Here is a 22,051-nt window from a genome sequence, read left to right on the forward strand (position 1 = left end):
AATGTTTCTTGCTTCGGTTTTTCTGATGGTGCTATTACGATTAGCTTTGCTGGTGGAACGAGTCCTTATGATATTTCTGGTGACTTTACGGCTACTGATGTAACTACTGACCAATCACATACTGGTCTTGCTGCTGGAACTTATAACTATACGATTACTGATGCTAACGGATGTACAGAAACTGCTAGCACTACTATTGCTCAACCTGACGCTGAGCTTACCGCACAAGCTACTGGTACAAACTTATCATGTAATGGAGATAATTCAGGATCCATTAACTTAACAGTAGATGGAGGTACTTTACCTTACTCTTACGCGTGGACTAATGGAGATAATACAGAAGATATTTCTGGTCTTGCTGCTGGCAATTACAATGTAACAGTTACTGATGCTAATGGTTGTACTGCAACATTATCAACTCCTATTCAAATTACACAGCCTGAGGTAGTAAGTATAGAATTGACAAAAATTAATGCGAATGCAACAGCAGGATGTGCCAACGGTACCGCTACTGCGAATCCTTCTGGAGGTACTGCGCCATATACTTATCTATGGAGTGATGGTCAAACGACTGCAACTGCTACAAACCTATCTGGAGATATCATTGGTGGTACACAATACTCAGTTACAGTTACTGATGCTAATGGTTGTACCGCAGTACAAAGTGTAGTAATCAATTGTGTTAGTGATTGTGATGCAGTTATAGCTGTTGGAGACATAGACAATATATTATGTAAAGGTGATAGTACTGGTAATGCTACTGTTAGTGCAAGTTCTATAGCAAATCCAAGTGCCACATTTACTTTTGTATGGAACACTACACCTGTCCAGGTTGACAGCGGTGTTACCTCAAGTACAATAAGCAACCAAATAGCTGGAGTTTACACTGTGAGTGTAACAATTGACGGAACGGTCTGTTCTCCAGTCGAAGAAAGTATTACAATTACAGAACCTTCAACTAGTGTAAGTGTTACAGCTACATCTACTGATGAAACTGGACCTACAACCAATGATGGTACTGTAACTGCAAATCCTTCTGGAGGTACACCAGATTATACTTACTTATGGTCTCCTGGTGGAGCAACAACGCAAACTGTAAATGGTTTAAGTGATGGAAACTATACAGTTACTGTAACTGATGAAAATGGTTGTACAGCTACAACGACTGTCACAGTTAACAATGGAGATTGTAGAAATTTATCAGCTGTTGCTTCTTCTACTGCTGTTTCATGTAATGGAGGAGATGATGGAACTGCAACAGTAAACGTAACTGGTGGTTTAGGTAATTTTACATATTCGTGGAGTAATGGAGAAACTACACAATCTATATCAGGTTTGGTAGCTGGAACATATACTGTTACTGTTAGTGATGTTGATACTGGTTGTGATTCAGTAAGTTCTACAACTATTAATGAACCAACTGCTTTGAGTACAGGAATTGCTGTTACCGATGTAGCTTGTCATGGAGAAAATACTGGTTCCTTAGATTTAACAGTCAATGGCGGAACTACAGATTATACTTTTTTATGGTCAAATGGAGAAACTACTGAAGATATTACCAATCTTCCTGCAGGGAATTATTCTGTAACTATTACAGATGCAAATGGATGTACTATTACTGATAGTGCTACTGTTGAAGAACCTCTTGTTGCTCTATCTGCCAATATTACTTCTCAAACTGATATTGTTTGCTCTACTACAGGAAGCGTAACGGTTGAAGGTCAAAATGGAACTGCACCATACACTTATAATATTGATGGAGGAACAAACCAAAACAACGGAACATTTAATGATTTATTGGCCGGAATCTATACTGTAAATGTTATTGACGCTAACTTATGTACAACTACAGTTGAAGTTACTATTCTTGCTAATTGTATAACAGCTATCAATGATATTAACGATACGTTTATCGATACACCTGTGTCTGGTGATGTATCTACGAATGACTTAAATCCTGATGGACCTGCTGGAACGGAAACGTTTACTGCAACCACTCAGCCTAATAATGGTACGCTAGTCTTTAACCCTGATGGTACTTATACGTACACGCCTAACCCTGATTTTACTGGTACTGATACATTTACTTATGAAGTATGTGATGCTGGTAACCCGATTGCTTGTGATACTGCAACGGTAACTATTGAAGTTGCGCCTATGCCTACTTCTGGTAATGAGCCGCCTGTAGCTAACGATGATACCAATACCACGGAAGTCGATACGCCTGTATCTGGTACTGTTATTTCTAATGACTTTGACCCTGATGGAGACACGATAATCGTGACTGGAAACACAGACCCGACTAACGGTACTGTCGTGGTGAACCCTGATGGAACGTACACCTACACGCCTAACCCTAGTTTTGAAGGTGAAGATACGTTTACATACACCATCTGTGATGATGCAAATCCTGCCGCTTGTGATACTGCTACGGTAACTATTCAAGTTGTACCAGACGATGCTAACATCGTAGTGGCTAATGATGATACATATAATGGTGAAGTTGATACAAATATCACTGGTAACCTTACTGATAATGATAATGACCCTGAAGGTGATGACTTTACTGTAACTAGTAATACTAACCCTGCTAATGGTTCGGTAACGGTGAACCCTGATGGAACGTTTACTTACACACCTAACTCTGGCTTTAGTGGTACAGACTCATTCACATATACCATTACAGATGATAATGGAGCTACAGATACTGCTACAGTATATATCACTATTCAATTAACTCCTGCTCCTGGAATTGCATTAGTCAAAACTGGAATATTTGTAGACAGTAATCAAGATCAATGTTCTGATGTTGATGAAACAGTAGTTTATACTTTCACTGTAACAAATCAAGGTAATGTACCTTTAAGCGCTGTTACTATTTCGGATGAGTTGTTCCAAGCTCCAAATCCAATAGTGGATATTGTATTAACTAGTGGTGATGATAATTCTAATGATTTATTAGATTTAGATGAAACTTGGGTTTTTAACGCAACATATTCTATAACTCAAAATGATATAGATACAGGAAGTATAACAAATCAAGCAACAGTTGAGGGGACATCAACTGGACCTAATCAAGATGTTGTTACTGATTTATCTGATAATAACGTAGTTACAGAAAATGATGCTACAATAACAACTTTATGTAATACAGCTTCTATTGATTTAGTGAAGACCGGTGTCTTCAATAATGAAAATGTAAATCAATGTTCTGAAATTGGAGAAACAATTACCTATACTATTACATTAACTAATACAGGTAATACTAGTCTTGAAAATGTTTCAATTGAAGATACCTTATTAGATAATTCAATTCCTGCTATTCCACTTGTACTTACTTCAGGTGATACAGATAATGATTCAGAATTAGACACTGACGAAATTTGGGTTTATAATGCAAATTATCCAATAAATGAAACTGATATAATTGAACTTGAAGTTGACAATACTGCAGTAGTTACAGCAACTGATGTAACAAATGGAAGTACTGTAACTGATTTTGATGAAATTACAACTGATCTAGTCGCTGATACTACTCCACCAGATTCGTCACAATGTGAACCATTAGATGAAACTATTGAATGTGATGGCGATAATAATGAGATGTTAGCAAACGCATGGGATGCCGCTAATATACAAGCATTGTTGGATTGTGCTACAGATAATTGTGATAATAACTTCACTGTAACTTCTAATTACTCTTACAGTAATTTAGTAATTACATGCGGAGCTTCTGGAATAATAGATGTAATATACACTTTAACAGATAGTTCTGATAACGTGAGTACTTATTCAGCAAAGTTTACTATAGAAGATAATACAGCTCCAGTAATAGATACATTACCTGCTGATTCAACTATAAACTGTCCTGATACGCCTAGCTTCGAGCAAGCTACTGCTACGGATGCTTGTGGTTCTGACTTTACATTAACATTCGAAGATGTAACAACTAACGGTGATTGTGCTGGTGAATACAGCATAACTCGTACTTGGACGGCTACGGATGCTTGTGGTAACGCATCTACTGCTACACAAACTATTAATGTAATTGATACGGATGCACCAGTTATTGCTGCACTTCCTGCTGATTCAACTATAAACTGTCCTGATACGCCTAGCTTCGAGCAAGCTACTGCTACGGATGCTTGTGGTTCTGACTTTACATTAACATTCGAAGATGTAACAACTAACGGTGATTGTGCTGGTGAATACAGCATAACTCGTACTTGGACGGCTACGGATGCTTGTGGTAACGCATCTACTGCTACACAAACTATTAATGTAATTGATACGGATGCACCAGTTATTGCTGCACTTCCTGCTGATTCAACTATAAACTGTCCTGATACGCCTAGCTTCGAGCAAGCTACTGCTACGGATGCTTGTGGTTCTGACTTTACATTAACATTCGAAGATGTAACAACTAACGGTGATTGTGTTGGTGAATACAGCATAACTCGTACTTGGACGGCTACGGATGCTTGTGGTAACGCATCTACTGCTACACAAACTATTAATGTAATTGATACGGATGCACCAGTTATTGCTGCACTTCCTGCTGATTCAACTATAAACTGTCCTGATACGCCTAGCTTCGAGCAAGCTACTGCTACGGATGCTTGTGGTTCTGACTTTACATTAACATTCGAAGATGTAACAACTAACGGTGATTGTGCTGGTGAATACAGCGTAACTCGTACTTGGACGGCTACGGATGCTTGTGGTAACGCATCTACTGCTACACAAACTATTAATGTAATTGATACGGATGCACCAGTTATTGCTGCACTTCCTGCTGATTCAACTATAAACTGTCCTGATACGCCTAGCTTCGAGCAAGCTACTGCTACGGATGCTTGTGGTTCTGACTTTACATTAACATTCGAAGATGTAACAACTAACGGTGATTGTGCTGGTGAATACAGCGTAACTCGTACTTGGACGGCTACGGATGCTTGTGGTAACGCATCTACTGCTACACAAACTATTAATGTAATTGATACGGATGCACCAGTTATTGCTGCACTTCCTGCTGATTCAACTATAAACTGTCCTGATACGCCTAGCTTCGAGCAAGCTACTGCTACGGATGCTTGTGGTTCTGACTTTACATTAACATTCGAAGATGTAACAACTAACGGTGATTGTGCTGGTGAATACAGCATAACTCGTACTTGGACGGCTACGGATGCTTGTGGTAACGCATCTACTGCTACACAAACTATTAATATAATCGATGAGACTGCACCAGAATTAACTATTCCTGCTGATGTAACAGTTGAGTGTTCTGACGACACTTCTACAACTGCTACTGGTGTTGCAACTGCAACGGATACTTGTAGTACAACTATAGATATTGTTTCTTCTGATGTTACAACTCCTGGAACATGTGATGGAGAATTTACGATAACACGTACTTGGACTGCTACTGATGAGTGTGGCAATGTTGCTACCGAAATTCAAACTATTAGTGTCGTAGATACTACTGCTCCAGAATTAACGATTCCTGCAGATGTTACAGTAGAGTGTTCTGATGACACATCAACAGCTGCTACAGGAGGAGCAACAGCGACAGATTTATGTAGTAATACAATAGATATAGCATTCTCTGATGTTACAACTCCTGGGGCTTGTGATAATGCATTTACTATTACTAGGACTTGGACAGCTACAGATTCTTGTGGTAACCCAGCAACGGCAGTACAAACTATTAATGTTGTTGACACTACTGCTCCAGTAATTACTACTACTCAAGGAGATTTAGATGTAACAATAGAATGTTCTGATACAACTGCTTTGGATGATGCTTTAGCTCTTGAGCCTACAGTAACTGATAATTGTTCAACGACTTTAATAACTACATTAGTTAGTGACGATACAGTTCAAGACCCAGATTGTCCTAATGCTTCTGTAAGAACTAGAATATGGACTTTTGATGATGGTTGTGGTAATATTTCTGAATCTTTCACTCAAACAATAAGCATTATAGATACTACTGCTCCAGTATTAATCACTGACTTAGACCTCAATATTACTGTAGAGTGTGATGCTATACCAGAAATTCCTGAATTAGTATTTGAAGACAATTGTTCTTCTAATGTAACTGTAACATTTAATGAAGACATTAACTTCTTCCCTAATGTTGATGATTACGAAATTATTAGAGATTGGACAGCTGATGATGGTTGTGGTAATATTACTGCTATTACTCAAGTAATTATGGTAACTACACCAACAATTACTGCTAACGATGGTGATAGATGTATAGATGATGGAATAATCAATTTATTTGACTTCTTACAATCAGATGTAGATACGAGTGGTACTTGGTCTATAGTAATAGGTAATACCATTACAATAAATGATAACTTATTTGACCCACAAAACGGTGGAGAAGTTGGAGAGATATACACATTTAGATATTCTCTAGGTGATACATGTCCAGTAGAAGTAGATGTAAACATTACATTAAACGGTGATTGTATAGTACTACCTTGTGGTCAAGAAGATGTAAATATTTCTAAAACGATTACACATAACGGTGATGGAATAAATGAGTTCTTCGAAATTACTGGAGTTGAAACTTGTGGTTTTGTAACAGAAGTTCAAATATTTAACCGTTGGGGTGCAGTAGTTTATAAAAACAATAATTACCAAAATGATTGGGGTGGACAAACAATTAGCTCTTCAGTCGGTGATTCAAATAATGTCCCAACAGGAACTTACTACTATGTAGTAACATTAAGAAACAGTGGTTTAGAGCCATTTGCTGGTCCACTTTACGTAGTAACTGGCAACTAATAAAAAAGAAAGTAAAAACTGATACCTATGAAGTTAAATAAATTTTACGGCATTGTATTCATGTTACTGTTAACCTCAGTAACGTTTGCCCAGCAGCTTCCGCAGTTTACGCAATACATGTTTAATACCATTTCTATTAATCCTGCTTATGCTGGATCAAGGGAAACATTAAGCGTAATTGGATTGCACAGAAGCCAATGGGTAGGTCTAGAAGGTGGTCCCCAAACTCAGACACTATCTATACATGCACCTTTGAGAAATGAAAAAGTTGGACTTGGACTATCCGTAATTAATGACGAGCTTGGATTTGAAAATTTTCAATATGTCTATGGTGATTTCTCTTATACAATAACAACTGGTTTAAATTCTAAATTAGCTTTTGGTATTAAAGGTGGAGTAACTGCTTATAACTTAGATGGTGATTTTGTCCTATCAGAAGCTAATGACCCAGTAATTTTTGGTTTTGAGGATCGTTTAGATTTTAATGTTGGCGCCGGAGTATATTGGCATAGTGATAGATGGTATTTAGGTTTGTCTGCGCCAAGAATATTGAATAATGACAAAATAGAGGCCAATGGTTTCGAAGCTCTTGACCGTGTGAGTTACTACTTCACTGGTGGTTATGTATTTGATTTAAGTGATAACATAAAATTAAAGCCATCTGCTTTACTTAAAGCTACAAATGGTGCACCATTATCATTTGATATTTCTGCAAACTTTCTATTTAATGAAAAGTTTTGGATAGGTGGTGGATACAGAATTAACGAGCAAGCAGCAGCACTCGGTGGAATTGTAGATTTCCAAGTCTCAAAGCAACTTCGTATAGGATATGCTTACGAATATCCACTTTCTGATATTAGACCTTTCACAAGTGGAACTCATGAAGTTTTATTAATGTTTGAAATCTTTAAAAGTCGTAGAATCAAATCCCCTAGATACTTCTAAAATATGCAGTTTAATATGAAAACAAGATTAATTCTTATCGTATTCACCCTTTGTTTTTCTTCAAGCTTTGCACAGTTGAAGTTAGCAGACAAATTCTTTAAAAGTTACGGCTATGTAAAAGCTGTAGAACTTTATAAAGAAGTAGTAAAAGATGGTGATAGCTCAATGCATGTACTTACTAGAATAGGAGATGCATATTATAACAACTCACAAACTGAAGAGTCTGCCTTATGGTATGGCTTAGCGGTCGATAAATATGAAAAGAAATTAGATTCAGAATACCTTTTCAAATACATACAATCACTTGTTAGTATTAAAGACTACGAAAAGGCTGAAATTTGGGTTCAAAAACTCAAAGGTCGACAAGACGAAGACTCTGATGCAAAGAAATATATTCAAGATAATTTTGATATCTACAAGCTTTCAGAAACTACGGACGAAAAACGTATTGTCAATTTATACAACGTAGATTTCAACACTAAATATTCAGACTTTGGAGCTTATGTAAAGGACGACATCCTCTATTTTGCTTCATCTAGAGATGAATCATCAAAAGTTTATGATTGGAATAAAGAACCTTTCTTAGATATTTATCAAGTTGAAATTAAAAGAGGAAATAAAACTCTATCCTTCAATGAGCCTAATAAAGTCTCAGGAGAAAGAATTAACTCTAAATTTCATGAATCTTCAGTAGCTATAACAAATGATGGCAAAACAATTTATTTCACTAGAGATAATTTGACAAAAGGAGATCGTTTAGATTATGACAAAAAAGGAACTACTCACTTAGAGCTTTTTAAAGCTACTAAAGATGAAGCATCTAACTCATGGACTAATTTAGAGATATTACCTTTTAATGTAGAGGTCTACTCTACTGGTCATCCGGCACTAAGCCCAGATAACAAACAATTATACTTTGTTTCTGACCGCGAAGGTGGTTTTGGTCAAGCCGATATATACGTTGTAGATATCAACGATAACGGTACATACTCAGAACCACGTAATCTTGGAGAAAATATTAATACTCCTGGTAGAGAATTATTCCCATCTATTTCTAAAGATGGAACCTTTTATTACTCATCAGATGGATTAGTAAATTATGGACTTTTAGATATTTATAAGTCAAATATTATTAACGATGCTAATGCAAAAAGTGAGAATCTTGGAGAACCTTTTAACTCTGGTTTTGATGATTTTGCATACATTTTTGATAACGAAACAGAAGAAGGATACCTATCCTCTAACCGTGAAGGCGGAAAAGGTGGTGATGATATTTACAGTTTTAACACATACCTGTGCGAACAAAGCATTGCAGGTTTTGTAAGAGACGAGCTTACAAACGAAGTTATTCCTGGAGCAACTGTTAGACTTATTGATGAGTCTGGTAAAGTACTAACTGAGCAAACAACAAATACTGAAGGTGCTTATGAGTTTGTAGATTTGACTTGCGAAAAAACGTATACAGTTGTTGGTAGTAAAGAAGATTACAAAGACGACCAAAAAACAGTTGTCACTTCTGACGTAAACGATAAGGTAAATGTAGCAGACTTAGTATTAACACCATTAATCATAGATAATCAGATTGTGATTAACCCAATTTTCTTTGATTTTGACAAAGCAAATATTAGAACAGATGCACAGTTTGAATTAGAAAACATAGTAGACGTTATGCGTAAGCATCCTACAATGGTTATAAAATTAGAATCACACACAGATAGTCGTGGTGGCGAACGCTATAACATGAGACTTTCTGATAGACGTGCCAAATCTACTAGAGATTATATAATCTCTCGTGGTATTGATGCGAATAGAATTGAGAGTGCTATTGGATATGGTGAGTCACAGTTACTCAACAGATGTTCTAATGGTGTACCATGTACAAAAGAAGAGCATCAACTAAATAGACGTTCTTATTTCTATATCTTAAAAGATTAACTAAACTAATAAATATCGCTAATTAAAAAGCCCAGCAAATGCTGGGCTTTTTTTGTTTAATGATTAGAAGCAAAATGGTAATAAATACTTAAAGTAAAAATGTTAACTTTACCCTATAACAACAATAATAATACTTCTATATCCTGATTTATATGCGGGATAACAGTAATAAAAGTTATTATATAACTAGTTGGTATGTAATTGCCTGCGGCACGTAGAATCGCGTTTTGCAAACGCTCCTTTTCTACTAATTACATACCAACGTCCACTGTTAATCACGCCTCCCTAATTTGTTGTATATTTAGTCAAGTCTACGAGAACTCCTCACAAAACTACACACAACTGTATGTATAACAAATGAGGCGCAATTATGGCTTCCCGTGAGGCGCGCCTCACTCGCCATACACAGTGGACGTTGTAGCTAATTTGACAAATGGAAAGAAATTACATAAATAGTGTCAAAAAACAATTTGAGTATTATAAAATACTTGGAGAAAAGACTTTCGACCAATTGAATAAAAAAGAATTGTTTTGGCAGTTCAATGAAGAATCAAATTCAATAGCGATTACTGTAAATCACCTTTGGGGAAATATGAAATCAAGATGGACAGATTTTTTGATTTCAGACGGAGAAAAAGAATGGAGAAATCGAGATATGGAATTTGAATCAATAATAAAGACAAGAACTGAAATGCTCGAAAAATGGGCTGATGGGTGGAATTGTCTTTTTGATGCTCTGAATTCAGTATGTGAATCCAATTTTGATTCTGAAATTTTTATACGTAATCAAAGTCACTCAATAGTAGAGGCCGTTAATAGACAAATGATGCATTATTCTTATCATATTGGACAAATAGTATATGTAGGTCGTATGATTAAAGGAAAAGAATGGAATAGTTTATCAATACCAAAAGGAAAATCAAAGGACTTTAACGATAGAAAGTTTTCTCAGGGAAAACACAAAGGGCACTTTACAGATGAAATAAAATAAATTGGCTACAACAAAGTATATCAAATCATAGCCGCCTATAGCATGCTACGCTTCATAATATAAGCGTTTGTGAGTAATTACAACACATACAGTAATATATCAACTAAAAAAGACCGCAATTGCGGTCTTTTATTATTATATATATAATTTGTGTTTATTTTTTTATAAATATGTTGGTAAAATACCAATCACCTTCTTCGTTTTTTTCAGCTGATATATCAAAATGTGTATAGTTACCTTCGATATTACTTCTGTGTGATGGACTATTAATCCAAGCGTTAACAACAGATTCTGCTGATGTAAAGCCATAGGCTACATTCTCAGATACTATTTGTGCATTTTCATTGTTTTGTAGACTCTGCTTACGTTCAAAAAAGTTTGCGTGTGAAACATCGTCAACTTCTACCATATAGTCAGTATGTGTATAAGCAACAGCTTTTACTGTATCATTACTATTTAAAGCATTCATACCATTAGTAATGCGGTGGTAATTTATAAGTTCTAGAATTTCTAATTCAAGTGGTTTTGCTTGAGGTGCTACGACTAAATCTAAATTTATTGATTCTTCTTCATTCAGACTTTCTGAAGAACAAGATGAGAACGAGATTAAAGCACAAATTGCCAAAATTGGCATGAGTCTAGATAGTTTCATAAGTAGGTATTTTTGTTTGGGATTACTAAAGTATACCTACACTAAGACTATATATGTTAATGAAATGTTAAAATCGATGAAATACATACATTTAATCGATTATTTATGTTTTTAATCGTGTTTTTAAGTTTAAATACTGTATTTAATCTAATAAATTTAGCTTTTTATCGATTTGGCAAGTCAAAATTAAGGAGCTAAACGATTAATCTTCCAATTATAATTATTCTGAAGTTTATACCGTATCCTGTCATGAAGGCGATTAGGTCTACCTTGCCAAAACTCAAACTCTACTGGCTTTACTATAAAGCCACCCCAATTTAGAGGACGTTCAATCTCCTTGCCTTCAAACTGACGTTCCAAATCTTTTAATCTATTTTCTAATTCTGTTCTGTCTTTTACCACCTGACTTTGATTAGATGCTATCGCTCCTAATTGACTTCCTCTTGGTCTAGATTCAAAATAACCATCACTAAGGTTTTCAGCAATCTTCTCAGCTTTTCCTTTAATAATAATTTGACGCTCGGCAGCTGGCCAAAAAAAAGATAAACAGACATTCGCATTATTAAGTATGGCTTTTCCTTTTTCACTATCATAATTGGTGTAAAAAATAAAACCTTCGTGAGTATATTTTTTGAGTAGCACTACTCTACTCTTTGGAAAACCATCTAAACCTAAAGTAGAAATTGTCATGGCATTTGTCTCTCCTACATTAAAATGAGTATCTACTTCTATAAACCAATCTCTAAATAGTTCAATAGGATTTTCAGGAGCGTTAGTCAATAACAACTCTCCTTTTTCATAAGACTTTCTGTAATCTCCTAAATCTTTTTCCATTGCTTAAGTTTATTAAATTTCAAAAACTTTACCGTCGTCTGCTAACTCTACATTACTAAAAATAGGTTCGGCTTCAGTTTTAAACAAAGATAAGTCATCGTAGCGTGTTGAGTAGTGTCCAAGTATAAGTTTACCAACATTAGCTAATTTTGCAATAGTAGCAGCTTGTTTTGCCGAACTGTGCCTTGTAAGCTCGCAGAGGCTTGCATTTTTTTCTAAAAATGTAGATTCGTGATACAAAGCGTCTACTTCTTTTATAATTGGCACAATTGCTTCATTATATGCTGTATCACTACAAAATGCGTATGATTTTGCTTTTGGCGGTGGTAATGTTACAGTTTCGTTTTTGACTAACACTCCATCTTCATTGGTGATATCTGCGCCTTGTTTGAGTTTTCTATAATAGGAAATATCAATATTATTATTAAGTACTGCATTCATATTTAATTTACGCTCTCCGTCTTTTTCCTTAAACAAGAAACCGTTGGTGTAAACACGATGTATAAGAGGTATTGTATGTACTTCAACTTTATCATCTTCAAAAATAAGTTCAGATTCTTTAGATTCTAATACATGAAAGTATAAGTTATAATTGGTCCAAGAGTCAGACAATTTCATCTGAAGTGTAATAACTTCTTTTAAACCTTTTGGCCCATAAACATGAAGGTCAGCTTCGCGCTTTAGAAGTCTAAATGTAGATATCAATCCAACCAAACCAAAATAGTGGTCTCCATGAAGGTGAGAAATAAAGATGTGCTTTATTCTAGAAAATTTAATTTTATTTTTTCTGAGTTGTACTTGGGTACCTTCGCCGCAATCTATTAAAAAAAGATGGTTTTTTATTTCTAAAACTTGAGATGTGGGATTTGTGAATGTTCGCGGTGTAGCACTATAGCAACCAAGAATGTTTAACTTCATATTTTAAAAGCCTAAATCACGTTCAATATCCTCCATTTCAATAATATCATAGGCTTCGTGCATTGTTGGTACAACACAAATTTCGTCTGGCATCATATCCAAATCTACTTTATCAGATACAACTACAAAAGATTTTTTATCGGCTCGATGCATATTACTTACTCTAAGAAATTCAATAATATCCTCAAGTGAAATATCGTCTAAACTCGATAGATTAACAATAATATGGTCATTTTGATATTTGTCGTAGACTTGCTCTATATTATTAACTAAAGTCTTTACGGACGCTTTTTCCTGAGTGATAATAGTAATATTTCCGTCTTTATCGAATATCATAACTACTGTTTTATATTAGACGCTAAAAGATAAATAACTGCCATCCTAATTGCAACTCCGTTTTCAACTTGATTTAGTATAATTGATTGGTTAGAATCTGCTACATCGCTCGTAATCTCCACGCCACGGTTAATTGGTCCTGGGTGCATGATTGTTATTTCTTTGTCTAAACTATTCAATAAAGCTTTAGTAACACCGTATTGCTGTGCATACTCTCGTGTTGAAGGGAAGTAACTAATATCCATTCGCTCGTTTTGTACACGTAACATATTGGCTACATCACACCATTCTAGAGCTTTTCTTAAATTGGTTTCAACTTTGACACCTAAATCCTTTATATACTTAGGCAATAATGTTTTTGGTCCACAAACCATAACATTAGCACCTTGTAATTGTAGTGCATAAATGTTTGATAAAGCCACTCGACTATGCAATATATCACCTACGATAACTACATTTTTTCCTTTTACACTTCCCAAATCTTCACGAATAGAATAAGAATCTAAAAGTGCTTGTGTAGGATGTTCATGTGCACCATCACCTGCATTAACGATACTTGCATTAATATGTTTTGAAAGAAACACACCTGCACCTGGACTAGGATGACGCATCACCACCATATCGACTTTCATAGATAAAATATTATTTACGGTATCGATAAGTGTTTCTCCTTTTTTGACTGATGATTGCGAAGCTGAAAAGTTAATAACATCAGCAGAAAGTCTTTTTTCCGCAAGCTCAAATGAGAGTTTTGTTCTAGTTGAGTTTTCAAAAAATAAATTAGCAATGGTAATATCTCTTAATGAAGGTACTTTTTTAATCGGACGATTAATAACCTCTTTAAATTGGTCGGCGGTTTCAAAAATAAGTTGAATATCCGCTTTATTCAGATATTTAATTCCCAGTAAGTGATTGACACTTAATTGACTCATGCTCTTATTTATTTATTAAGTAAACGACATCTTCACCTTCGTTCTCTGCCCAGTTTACTATAACTTTTTCTTTATTTATGGCATCTACTTGACGACCTCTATAATCAGGTTGTATTGGTAAATGTCGGCTAAATCGCCTATCTATTAATGTTAGTAATTCTATATGACTTGGTCTTCCAAAAGATTGTATAGCCGTTAAAGCAGCTCGTATACTTCTTCCTGTATATAAGACATCATCTACAAAAACAACGTTTTTATCTTCAACGATAAAATCTATTGACGTTGCATTAGCTTCTAATGGTTTTTCACCACGGCGAAAATCATCTCTAAAAAAAGTAATGTCTAAATCGCCATATTTTAAATCCTTGACCTTATAGTCTACTTTTAAAATTTTTGCAAGTCTTGCAGCAAGAAATTTTCCTCTTGGCTGTAATCCAACTAAAACAGTGTTAGAAAAGTCGTTATGATTTTCAATGAGTTGACAAGCCAATCTGTGAAGGATAATGTTTACTTCTTTAGAATTAAGTAATACTTTTTGACTCATATAACTTCCAAACGTGTTTGGTTGGCAAAGTTAAACTAAATAATTTGAGTATCAAACTCATATTTTGACACAAAAAAGCCCCACAAAAATGTGAGGCTTTTAATTTTATAAAATTTGGAAGAATTATTTCTTACCGTCCATTTTATCTTTAAGTGCTTGTAATGCATCATTAGCATCACCTAAAGTAGGCTTCGCTTCTGCTGCTTGAGCTTCTGCTTTACGTACAGCTTGCTTTACAATCTTAGCTTCTTCTGCTCTAAATACTGCAGTGTGAGATGCTACAACTCTCTTGAATTCTTTATTAAATTCAATAATTTTGAATTGTGCTTCTTCACCCTTCTTTAATTTAGAACCGTCTTCTTTTTCTAAGTGACGTTGTGGTACAAATGCCACGATATCTTCGTTAAAGTCAATAGTAGCACCTTTGTCAACGATTTCAGTAATCGCTGCTGTGTGTACAGACTCTAAAGCAAATTCAGTTTCGTACTTGTCCCAAGGGTTTTCTGTAGTTTGTTTGTGACCTAAAGATAATTTACGTCCATCTACATCTAACTCTAATACAACAACATCTAATTTATCACCTACGTTACAGAACTCAGATGGATGCTTAACTTTCTTAGTCCAAGATAAATCAGAGATATAAATTAATCCATCAATACCTTCTTCTAATTCAACAAATACACCAAAGTTTGTAAAGTTACGTACAATACCAGTGTGCTTAGAACCTACTGGATACTTAGTTGTAATATCTGTCCATGGGTCTGGTGTTAATTGCTTAATACCAAGAGACATTTTGCGATCTTCTCTATCTAAAGTTAAGATAACTGCATCAATCTCATCTCCTACCGATACGAAATCTTGAGCTGATCTTAAGTGCGTAGACCAAGACATTTCAGATACGTGAACTAATCCTTCAACACCTTCTTCTACTTCGATAAATGCACCGTAATCTGCGATTACAACTACTTTACCTTTTACTTTATCTCCAACTTTTACGCCTTCACCTAAAGCTTCCCAAGGATGCTTAGATAATTGCTTAAGACCTAATTGTATTCTTGACTTGTTTTCATCAAAGTCAAGGATTACAACATTTAATTTTTGATCTAACTCAACAATCTCATTTGGATGGTTGATACGAGACCAAGAAAGGTCAGTAATATGAACTAAACCATCTACACCACCAAGATCAATAAACACACCGTAAGAAGTAATGTTTTTAACAACACCTTCTAATACTTGTCCTTTTTCTAACTGGCCAATGATTTCTTTTTTCTGTTCTTCGATATCTGCTTCGATAAGCGCTTTATGAGAAACAACAATATTTTTGAATTCGTGGTTGATTTTTACAACTTTGAATTCCATTGTTTTGTTTACATACTGATCGTAATCTCTAATAGGCTTCACATCGATTTGAGAACCTGGTAAAAAAGCTTCAATACCAAATACGTCTACAATCATACCACCTTTAGTTCTGCATTTTACAAAACCGTTAACGATTTCGCCAGTATCATGTGCATTATTTACACGATCCCATGCTTTAATTACACGTGCTTTTCTGTGAGATAATACCAATTGACCTGTTGCGTCTTCACGAACGTCAATTAATACTTCAACCTTATCACCTACAGCTAAGTTAGGGTTGTAACGGAACTCGTTAAGAGAGATTACACCTTCTGACTTTGCGTTAATGTCAATAATTGCGTCACGGTCTGTAATAGTAATTACAGTTCCTTCTACAACTTGATCATCTAAAGTATCTACAAAATTTTCTGATACTAATTTCTCGAATTCTTCAAGTTTAGTGTCTTCTACTTGCTCAATACCTTCTTCGTAATTGTGCCAATCGAATTCTTTTAAGAATTTTTCTGGATTTGCCTGAGCTTCAGATACTACAGGTGCTTGGGTTGCTTTTGCTTCAGTTGCTTCTACAGCTACTTCTGCTTCTTTTGTTTTGTTTTCAGCCATTGCTGATAAAAATTTGTATTCTGTGAGTCTTGAAAGTTTTTTGGAGAAACTTCACAGAAGATTATTAGTTTGTTTTTGTTTACCCTTAGTAGTCTTTCTATAACTCCGCTAAAAGGAGCGCAAAAATACAGTTTTTTATTTTTATAAACAAGCTAATAAACGCGTTGTTTTTACTTAAAAAACTATCTTGATATAATTGTGTTTCAATTAGATAAAATGAAATTTAAAGTTTGGCATTTATTTTGATATATTTACGATAGTACTAACAATTAAACATTAAAACACTATGTACAAAGCAAAATATCAAGCTGTATTAGATTTAGGAGAACAATTAAACATCGCAGACGGAAAAGTTGAAGAAGCTAACGACAAACTAAAAGTTTGGGGAACAGCAGCTACTCAATATGAGAAAGACTTGATGTGGAACAAAATCAAAGAAGTCGGTGGTGACAATCCTTCTGATATTATGGCAGATATTAAAGTTGCAGATGAGTCTGTGTATGCAAGACATACCGTATCATCTGGAGAGACTTTAGGAAAAATTGCAAAACATTATTATGGTGATGCCATGAAGTATAAAGAAATTTTTGCTGCAAACACAGGAATTTTAAAGAATCCTGACGTAATTCATCCAGACCAAGAGTTAGTTATTCCTAACTTATAGAAATTATATTTTTCAATAAAAAAGCGACTCAATTGAGTCGCTTTTTTATTATGCTAGTTTTTGTTCTACAAGTTTTCTTATGGCTTCGAGTTGTTGTTCAATTGTCATGTCAGAATTATCAAACTCAATGGCATCATCTGCCTTTTTTAGAGGCGAATCTTCTCTTGTAGAGTCAATCTCATCTCGTGTAACTACATTTTGAAGCACCTCATCATAACTCAAATTATGACCGCGTTCTAGTAATTCTTTATAGCGACGTGTAGCTCTGGTTTCGGCAGAAGCTGTCATGAAAATCTTTAATTCTGCGTCCGGAAAAACTACAGTAGCAATATCTCTACCATCCATAACAACACCTTTATCTTTTCCCATAAGTTGTTGTTGCTGTACCAACTTACGTCTTACTGCAGAAATTTCGGCAATATGGCTGACATGCTGAGATACTTTTAGTGTTCTGATATCGGTTTCAATGTTTATACCATTTAAATACACCTCAGCTATATTAGAATTATTATTTAATTTAAAATTGATATGAATATCTTCTAACTGAGCATTGAGTTTTACTCTGTCTATCTCACCTTTACAAATTAAATCGTTTTTAAGTGCAAAATAGGTTACTGCCCGATACATAGCACCAGTATCTACATAGATGTAACTCAATTCTTTTGCTAATAATCTAGCAACAGTACTTTTTCCTGTTGACGAAAATCCATCTATAGCAATTACTATTTTGTTCATTTTAATTTAAATCTATTTGCAAGCCAAAAAAGCTTGAATTTGCAGAAGCTGTGTATCTTGCGTGTGTATAACTAAACTTCATCTTATTAATTTTTAATCCTACACCAAAAGATAGGCCAGAAAAGTTTCGTTGGTCCAAAATTCTCAATTCTTCTGCACGTCTAAAGTTATAACCTATTCTTAAATTAAAACCTCTATCAGGCCACAATTCTGCACCTAAAATAGTATGGCGCATAAGGTTGTTTAAAAAACCAACTTTCTCTTCGGTTTGATTTCCGCTTAGATCTGTAGTTGCCCTAGCTGGGTTTGAAACACCAATTGGCCATTGTTGCAAGTTTTCGAAAGTCACATGCCAACGAAGTGGAATATATTGTAAAGTTTGTGACAATCCTAAATTAACTTCGAATGGTAGTGGTTCATTTAACTCTGCATAAGTTTTAAATTGTGCACCAATATTCCTTACGGAAAGTGCGGCATGAAAATCTAAATCTTCATTAATGTACATCGCACCGATATCTAAAGCACCACCTATAGAATTATACTGTTCTAGCTGTGATGTTATGATTTTGGCATTAGCACCAACATAAAAATCTGTAAAAGGAATATTATAGTTGTAACCAAATGAAAGCGCAACTTCATTTCCATTGAAAGAACCTGTAGAGACACCATTTAAATCATAACCATCAAACTCTCCATAATTAATGTAAGTCACACCAAAATGAAAAGTCTGGATGCGCCTATCCCAAGTGTAAGCATAAGCGGCTGTTCCGTATGTAATTCCACCTAAATAATTTGAAAAATTCAGAGCAGCTTGGTTGTGCATATCACTATTAATTGAAGCAGGATTATATAACGCTTCAGTAACATCTTTATCGAAATTTGTGATGATTTTTCCGCCTAAAGCGGCCTGTCTTGGTGAAGAAACAAGATTAAGAAATTGGTACGTAGATTCGCCTCCCAATTGGGCGAAACTCAATGACGCAAAGCCTAAAAAAAACAGAGCGGTAATTCTCCTAATCATACCGTGCAAAATAACTAAATCTATCTTAGAACGTAGTTGTTATTCTTTTATTTTTTGAAAAGTAAAAACCTCAATATTTCTACTGAGGTTTTTATTATTATAATGTTTTAGGATTCTTGACCTTTTGTTTAGTTATTGCTAAATCTAAAACTTCATCCATATCCTTTACATAATGAAATGTTAGACCTTTTAGATATTCAGGTTTAATCTCGTCAATATCTCTTTTATTATCTTCACAAAGAAGGATTTCTTTGATTTTGGCACGCTTTGCTGCTAAAATCTTTTCTTTAATTCCTCCAACAGGCAATACTTTTCCTCTAAGCGTAATTTCACCAGTCATAGCAATACTCTTTTTTACTTTACGTTGTGTAAATAATGATACTAAAGACGTTAACATCGTCACACCTGCACTTGGCCCATCTTTTGGTGTTGCGCCTTCTGGCACATGAATATGGACGTTGTATTTTTCAAACATCTCATGCTTAATACCAAACTTATCTGCATTAGCCTTAATATATTCCATGGCTATAGTCGCAGACTCTTTCATGACTTTACCTAAATTACCAGTGATAGAAAGACTTCCTTTTCCTTTTGACAAAATAGATTCGATAAATAATATATCGCCTCCAACTCTTGTCCATGCTAAACCTGTAACTACACCAGCAACATTATTATTTTCGTATTTGTCTCTTTCTAATCTTGGGCTTCCTAAAATCTCAATAACATCTTCGTTAGAAACTTTGATGTTATACGCTTCTTCCATAGCTATATTTTTGGCAGCATATCGTACCATCTTAGCGACTTGTTTCTCAAGACCACGAACACCAGACTCACGAGTATAACCTTCGACAATTTTCTCTAATTGTGGTTTTGCTATTTTTAAAGCTTTATCATCAAGGCCATGCTCTTTTAATTGCTTTGGCAATAAATGTCGCTTTGCAATCTCTACTTTTTCTTCAATAGTGTAACCTGTAACATTAATTATTTCCATACGGTCACGTAATGCTGGTTGTATGGTATTTAAACTATTAGAAGTTGCAATAAACATAACCTTAGAAAGGTCGTAACCCATTTCTAAAAAGTTGTCATAAAATTCGCTATTCTGTTCTGGGTCCAATACCTCTAGCATTGCTGAAGATGGATCACCTTGATTTCCTGCAGATAATTTATCTATTTCATCTAAAACAAAAACAGGGTTAGATGTTTTAGCCTTCTTTAAACTCTGAATAATACGTCCTGGCATAGCACCGATGTATGTTTTACGATGACCACGTATTTCAGCTTCGTCACGTAAGCCACCTAAAGAAATACGTACATATTCTCTACCTAGTGCTTCTGCTACAGATTTTCCTAAAGATGTTTTACCAACTCCTGGAGGTCCATATAGACAAAGTATTGGTGACTTCATATCATTACGAAGTTTCAATACCGCAAGATATTCTATGATTCGCTTCTTAACGTCATCTAAACCAAAATGGTCTCGGTCTAGGATTTTCATTGCTCGCTTTAAATCAAATTGATCTTCGCTAAACTCATTCCAAGGTAAATCTAAAAATAAATCTAAGTAGTTGCGCTGTATAGAATACTCTGCGACCTGAGGATTCATTCGTTGCATTTTCGCTAATTCTTTATTGAAGTGTTTCTCGACTTTCTCATCCCACTTCTTAGATTTAGCGCGTGTTTTCATTTCTTCAATTTCCTCACCAGAAGATACACCACCACCTAATTCTTCTTGAATAGTCTTCATCTGTTGATGCAAGAAGTATTCGCGTTGCTGCTGGTTCATATCACTCTGAACCTTGTTTTGAATATCATTCTTAAGTTCTAATTTTTGATATTCGAGATTCATGTATTTAAGCGTCGCTAATGCGCGTTCTTTTAAATCATTAATTGTCAATAGCTCTTGCTTCTCTTCTACCTTAAGATTCATATTAGAAGACACAAAATTCACAAGGAAAGAGTTACTCTCAATATTTTTGATAGCAAAACTTGCTTCTGAAGGGATGTTTGGACTTTCCTTTATAATCTCTAAAGACAAATCTTTTATTGACTCTATTATAGCCTTAAACTCTTCGTTGTCCAGTGCTGGCTTTGCCTCTGCTAAATCTGAAATCGTTGCAGTTAGATAAGGATTCTCAGAAATAACTTCTTTTATCTGAAAACGTTTTTTTCCTTGAATGATAACTGTTGTATTACCATCTGGCATTTTTAACACCTTCAAGATTCGAGCTACTGTTCCTGTTCTATAAATATCTTTTTCAGTAGGATTTTCTATAGCTTCATCTTTTTGTGAAACAACACCAATCACTTTTCCGCCATTGTTAGCATCGTTAATTAATTTAATCGAAGCATCACGTCCAGCAGTAATTGGTATTACAACACCTGGAAATAAAACCGTATTACGCAATGGTAAAATAGGTAATGATTCTGGTAAGACTTCGTTATTAATTAATTCTTCATCTTCTGGTGTCATTAAAGGAATTAATTCTGAATTTTCATCAAAATCCTGAAATGACAAACTGTCAAGCCCTAAAAATTTTTGTTTTCCCATAGTATATTTTAAGTCATTCTGTCATTAAAACTCACAGAATGCATGTATCTTTCGTTCTACATTTTCTAACTTTATGCTAGATATCAAGGTTTTATGGTATTTAAACCACACCTGTCTCTATACTAAATTCAATTGTTATGCCATTCAGTTTTAAAAACTATAAAACTTTTTTTTCAAAAAGTGTAACACTCATCTTTTAATAACATCTATAAATAAAAGCATTAGTT

General features: G+C 34.9%; 15 protein-coding genes. 5 read left to right on the forward strand and 10 right to left on the reverse strand.

Features of this window, described 5'->3' with window-relative positions; all coding sequences use genetic code 11:
- The 4 genes from BTO05_RS14090 to BTO05_RS03360 form a co-directional block, all read left to right on the forward strand.
- Window positions 1–6,801, forward strand: a 6,801-nt coding sequence (locus BTO05_RS14090; protein WP_087491296.1) for an Ig-like domain-containing protein, incomplete at its 5' end; no start/stop codon positions are given.
- A 27-nt stretch (window positions 6,802–6,828) separates the two neighbouring features.
- The gene (locus BTO05_RS03350) at window positions 6,829–7,746 is read left to right on the forward strand and encodes a type IX secretion system membrane protein PorP/SprF (protein ID WP_087491297.1); all 918 of its coding nucleotides are present in this window, start codon (window positions 6,829–6,831) and stop codon (window positions 7,744–7,746) included.
- A gap of 15 nt (window positions 7,747–7,761) precedes the next feature.
- On the forward strand, window positions 7,762–9,681 hold the full coding sequence (locus tag BTO05_RS03355) for an OmpA family protein (RefSeq protein WP_087493276.1): 1,920 nt from the start codon (window positions 7,762–7,764) through the stop codon (window positions 9,679–9,681).
- 433 nt (window positions 9,682–10,114) lie between these two features.
- Window positions 10,115–10,672 carry a DUF1572 family protein gene (locus tag BTO05_RS03360; protein WP_087491298.1) on the forward strand — a complete coding sequence of 186 codons (558 nt, stop codon included), beginning with the start codon at window positions 10,115–10,117 and terminating at the stop codon, window positions 10,670–10,672.
- 154 nt (window positions 10,673–10,826) lie between these two features.
- Here the strand turns inward: BTO05_RS03360 and BTO05_RS03365 are convergent, their stop codons facing one another.
- From BTO05_RS03365 to rpsA, 7 genes are all read right to left on the reverse strand, one after another.
- Complete coding sequence (locus BTO05_RS03365) at window positions 10,827–11,324, reverse strand: CAP domain-containing protein (RefSeq protein WP_087491299.1); 498 nt, start codon at window positions 11,322–11,324, stop codon at window positions 10,827–10,829.
- 186 nt (window positions 11,325–11,510) lie between these two features.
- Entirely contained in the window at window positions 11,511–12,158 is a 648-nt protein-coding gene (gene pdxH / locus BTO05_RS03370; RefSeq protein WP_087491300.1) for a pyridoxamine 5'-phosphate oxidase, read from the reverse strand.
- A 12-nt stretch (window positions 12,159–12,170) separates the two neighbouring features.
- Window positions 12,171–13,076, reverse strand: a complete 906-nt coding sequence (locus BTO05_RS03375) for a ribonuclease Z (protein ID WP_087491301.1) — start codon at window positions 13,074–13,076, stop codon at window positions 12,171–12,173.
- A 3-nt stretch (window positions 13,077–13,079) separates the two neighbouring features.
- Complete coding sequence (locus tag BTO05_RS03380; protein WP_087491302.1) at window positions 13,080–13,412, reverse strand: ribonuclease Z; 333 nt, start codon at window positions 13,410–13,412, stop codon at window positions 13,080–13,082.
- Window positions 13,413–13,414: 2 nt separating this feature from the next.
- The gene (locus BTO05_RS03385; protein ID WP_087491303.1) at window positions 13,415–14,344 is read right to left on the reverse strand and encodes an aspartate carbamoyltransferase catalytic subunit; all 930 of its coding nucleotides are present in this window, start codon (window positions 14,342–14,344) and stop codon (window positions 13,415–13,417) included.
- Window positions 14,345–14,348: 4 nt separating this feature from the next.
- Window positions 14,349–14,888 carry a bifunctional pyr operon transcriptional regulator/uracil phosphoribosyltransferase PyrR gene (gene pyrR / locus BTO05_RS03390; RefSeq protein ID WP_087491304.1) on the reverse strand — a complete coding sequence of 180 codons (540 nt, stop codon included), beginning with the start codon at window positions 14,886–14,888 and terminating at the stop codon, window positions 14,349–14,351.
- A gap of 123 nt (window positions 14,889–15,011) precedes the next feature.
- Window positions 15,012–16,853 carry a 30S ribosomal protein S1 gene (gene rpsA / locus BTO05_RS03395; RefSeq protein WP_087491305.1) on the reverse strand — a complete coding sequence of 614 codons (1,842 nt, stop codon included), beginning with the start codon at window positions 16,851–16,853 and terminating at the stop codon, window positions 15,012–15,014.
- 286 nt (window positions 16,854–17,139) lie between these two features.
- Here rpsA and BTO05_RS03400 point away from each other — a divergent pair, with 286 nt between their 5' ends.
- A complete protein-coding gene (locus BTO05_RS03400; RefSeq protein WP_087491306.1) occupies window positions 17,140–17,517 on the forward strand; it encodes a LysM peptidoglycan-binding domain-containing protein in 378 nt (125 codons plus the stop codon).
- Between the two features lie 48 nt (window positions 17,518–17,565).
- Here the strand turns inward: BTO05_RS03400 and cmk are convergent, their stop codons facing one another.
- The 3 genes from cmk to lon form a co-directional block, all read right to left on the reverse strand.
- Window positions 17,566–18,252 (reverse strand): (d)CMP kinase, encoded by a 687-nt coding sequence (cmk, locus tag BTO05_RS03405; protein ID WP_087491307.1) that lies wholly within the window; start codon window positions 18,250–18,252, stop codon window positions 17,566–17,568.
- Window position 18,253: 1 nt separating this feature from the next.
- On the reverse strand, window positions 18,254–19,273 hold the full coding sequence (gene porQ / locus BTO05_RS03410; protein ID WP_087491308.1) for a type IX secretion system protein PorQ: 1,020 nt from the start codon (window positions 19,271–19,273) through the stop codon (window positions 18,254–18,256).
- A 97-nt stretch (window positions 19,274–19,370) separates the two neighbouring features.
- On the reverse strand, window positions 19,371–21,824 hold the full coding sequence (gene lon / locus BTO05_RS03415) for an endopeptidase La (RefSeq protein WP_087491309.1): 2,454 nt from the start codon (window positions 21,822–21,824) through the stop codon (window positions 19,371–19,373).
- Window positions 21,825–22,051: the final 227 nt, after the last annotated feature.

Source organism: Winogradskyella sp. PC-19, from assembly GCF_002163855.1.
Taxonomy (GTDB): Bacteria; Bacteroidota; Bacteroidia; order Flavobacteriales; family Flavobacteriaceae; genus Winogradskyella.